The organism is Roseateles sp. (assembly GCF_031397715.1).
GTDB lineage: Bacteria > Pseudomonadota > Gammaproteobacteria > Burkholderiales > Burkholderiaceae_C > Paucibacter_A.
Genome location: NZ_JANNMI010000241.1, coordinates 1 through 2,606, shown reverse-complemented (window position 1 = coordinate 2,606; position 2,606 = coordinate 1). Strand labels below are relative to the sequence as shown.

General features: G+C 59.7%; 3 protein-coding genes. All 3 read left to right on the top strand.

What is annotated here, in order from left to right:
• Nucleotides 1-729: aldehyde dehydrogenase family protein (locus tag RMO57_RS10370; protein ID WP_310386341.1), on the top strand; the 729-nt coding region annotated here is incomplete at its 5' end.
• A 101-nt stretch (nucleotides 730-830) separates the two neighbouring features.
• Nucleotides 831-1,907 carry a branched-chain amino acid ABC transporter permease gene (locus RMO57_RS10365; protein WP_310386339.1) on the top strand — a complete coding sequence of 359 codons (1,077 nt, stop codon included), beginning with the start codon at nucleotides 831-833 and terminating at the stop codon, nucleotides 1,905-1,907.
• 35 nt (nucleotides 1,908-1,942) lie between these two features.
• The coding region (locus RMO57_RS10360; protein WP_310386337.1) for an ABC transporter substrate-binding protein at nucleotides 1,943-2,606 on the top strand (664 nt) is incomplete at its 3' end.

The window sequence follows — 2,606 nt, the reverse complement described above, 5'->3', positions numbered from 1 at the left end:
ATCAACAAGCAATACGACTTGTTTATTAATGGCGAATGGCAAAAGCCGTTAAGCAATAAATATTTTGATACCATCAACCCGGCGAATGAAGAAAAACTTAGCGAAGTGGCAGAGGCAAATGTAGCTGATGTAAATAATGCTGTAAAGGCAGCAAGGAATGCATATGAAAAAGTGTGGAAGAAAATGCCGGCAAAAGAAAGGGCTAAATATATTTTCCGGATTGCGAGGATGGTTCAGGAGAAAGCAAGAGAGCTGGCAATCATTGAATCATTGGATGGTGGAAAACCAATAAGAGAAAGTCGTGACTTTGATGTGCCCACTGCTGCTAACTCGACCGGACGCGCGCTGCGGGCGGTCGCCGATGACCATCAGGCGGCGCAGTCCATCGGCATCCCGCTGAGCCGCATCTGGGTGATTGTGTGGAGCGTGGCCGGCTTTGTGGCGCTGGTGGCCGGCATCATCTGGGGCAGCAAGTTAGGCGTGCAGTTCTCGCTCTCGCTGGTCGCCATGAAGGCCTTGCCGGTGGTGATTCTGGGCGGCCTGACCTCGGTGCCCGGCGCCATCATCGGCGGGCTCATCATCGGTGTCGGCGAGAAGTTATCTGAGGTCTTCATCGGCCCCTATTTCGGCGGCGGCATCGAGATCTGGTTTGGCTATGTGCTGGTGCTGCTGGTCTTGCTGGTTAGGCCGCAAGGGCTGTTCGGTGAAAAAATCATTGACCGCGTTTAGCGCGGTCAATGATTTTTCGGCGCAGGCTAACTTTGCGCAGCAAAGTTAAGCGAACGCAGTGAGCGGCCGTAGTCAAAAGATCATTCGAGGCAAGACTAAATATGTTCTACAGAGAAAACGGCCAGTTCAAGACCAGCTACCGGGCCGACAGCCAGATCTTCCCGATCGCGCAGGACCGCGTCGGCATCGCCTTGTTGCTGGTGTTTGCCATCGTTGGTGTGCCGCTGCTGGCGGACGAGTACCTGTTCCGCGCCATCCTGATCCCGTTTCTGATCCTGTCGCTGGCCGCCATCGGCCTGAACATCCTGGTCGGCTATTGCGGCCAGATTTCACTGGGCTCGGGCGCCTTCATGGCGGTCGGGGCCTATGCGGCCTACAACTTCTTCATCCGCGTGGACGGCATGCCGGTGGTGCTGGCGATTCTGGCCGGCGGCCTGTGTTCGACCGTGGTCGGCGTGCTGTTCGGCATCCCCTCGCTGCGCATCAAGGGCCTGTATCTGGCGGTTGCCACGCTGGCCGCGCAGTTCTTTGTCGACTGGTCATTTCTGCGCATTGCCTGGTTCACCAACTACTCCAGCTCGGGCACGGTCAGCGTGGCCGACCTCAGCCTGTTCGGCGTACCCATCGCCAGCCCGGCCGGCAAATACCTGTTCTGCCTGGGCTTTGTGCTGGTGTTCGCCTTGCTGGCCAAGAATCTGGTGCGCTCAGGAATAGGCCGCGAGTGGATGGCGATCCGCGATATGGACGTGGCCGCCGCCGTCATCGGTATCCGCCCCGTGTACGCCAAGCTGAGCGCCTTTGCCGTCAGCAGCTTCATCGTCGGCGTGGCCGGTGCGCTCTGGGGCTTTGTGCATCTGGGCTCCTGGGAGCCGGCGGCGTTCTCGATCGAGCGTTCGTTCCAGCTGCTCTTCATGGTCATCATCGGCGGCCTCGGCTCCATCATGGGGAGTTTTTTCGGCGCCGCCTTCATCGTCATCCTGCCGATCTTTCTGAACCAGGCGCTGCCAGCGCTGGGCGCGCTGTTCGGCATCAGCATCAGCACCGCCGTGATCGCGCACAGCGAGCAGATGCTGTTCGGCGGCCTGATCGTGTTCTTCCTGGTCGTCGAGCCGCATGGGCTGGCGCGGCTGTGGTCGATTGGCAAAGAGAAGTTGCGTGTGTGGCCTTTTCCTCACTGATACCTCATTGAACAAATAACTCACCGGAGACAAGCATGAAGATCAAGTCTTATGTACTGGCGGCTGCCGCTATTGCTGGCCTGAGCGGCCCGGCCCAAGCCGAACCCAAGCAGCAGTTCTTCCCGGTGCTGTCCGGCCGCACCGGGCCGGTGGCGCCGAATGCCACGCCGTGGGCGAATGGCCACAACGACTATATGAAGCTGGTCAATGCGCGCGGCGGCATCAACGGCGTGATGACCCTGGTGGAGGAATGCGAAACCGCCTACGCGACCGACCGCGGCGTCGAATGCTATGAGCGCCTGAAGGGCAAGCATGGCGGCGCTACCGTGTTCCAGCCGCTCTCCACCGGCATCACCTTTGCGCTGACCGACAAGGTGCCGGCCGACAAGATCCCGCTGATCACCTCGGGCTATGGCCGCAGTGACACGGCGGACGGCGGCGTCTTCAAATGGAACTTCCCGCTGATCGGCCATTACTGGGTCGCCGGCGACACCGTGTTGCAACACATCGCCAAAAAGGAAGGCGGCTGGGACAAGCTCAAGGGCAAGAAGATCGCGGTCGTCTATCACGACAGCGCCTTCGGCAAGGAGCTGCTGCCGATCGTCACCGAGCGCTCCAAGATGCATGGCTTTGAGCTGCTGCTGTTGCCGGTGCCGGCGCCCGGCGTCGAGCAAAAAGCGATCTGGCTGCAGGTGCGCC